We start from the raw sequence: 851 nt of genomic DNA on the forward strand, positions 1-851 counted from the left end.
TTTCAAGATCGCATTCTCCGAGCTGAATGCTCCTTTAGTTTTGGTGACTTTTCTGACCATCCGATGGTAGCTTTCAATCGGGTTGGTTGTGTAGATCAGCCTTCTCAATTGGGGAGGATATTTGTAGAAGTTGGTCAATCTGTCCCAGTTTCTATACCATGATTTGAACACCACTTTGTATTTACTTCCCCAGGTTTCTTCGGCTTCCTGCAGGTAATGAAGAGCCATCTTTTCATTATCTGCTTTGTAGATTTTCTTCAGATCCCTGACCATCGGTTTCATGTCTTTTTCACTGATGCATTTCATGGAATTGCGCATCTGATGAACCAGACAGAGCTGAACGTCAGTCTGGGGAAACACATCCTCGATAGCATCGGCAAACCCGTTCAGGTTGTCTATACAGGCAATCAGTACATCTTCAATACCCCGCTGCTTGAGTTCATGGAGTACTTGACGCCAAAATTTGCTGGATTCATGATCCCCAAAATAGACTCCGATAACTTCCTTTTCCCCCCTCGTGGTTACTCCAAGAATAGAGTAAACCGCCTTGGTCTTTACTGCTCCGTCTTCCCTGACTTTGAAGTGCATCGCATCCAGCCAGATCACCGGATACAGACTCTCCAAAGGGCGATTCTGCCAGGCTAAGATCTGGGGGAAAATCCTGTCGGTAATTGCCGTCAGGGTCCCTTCAGAAACCTCTATCCCATACATCTCTCCTACATGATCCTGAATGTCGCGGTAACTCATCCCTCGGCTGAACAAGGCGATAATCTGCTGGTCAATGTCAGAACTGATCTTATGCTGTCGTTTCTCCACGATCTGTGGCTCGAAACTGGAATTGCGGTCTCGGG

At 46.7% G+C, this 851-nt stretch carries 1 protein-coding gene; it reads right to left on the reverse strand.

The genetic code is table 11. From position 1 onward, the window contains the following. The coding region (locus ACNKXV_RS13275; protein ID WP_417908224.1) for an IS256 family transposase at positions 1 to 851 on the reverse strand (851 nt) is incomplete at both ends.

This window comes from Christiangramia aquimixticola (assembly GCF_048285835.1).
GTDB classification, from domain to species: domain Bacteria; phylum Bacteroidota; class Bacteroidia; order Flavobacteriales; family Flavobacteriaceae; genus Christiangramia; species Christiangramia aquimixticola.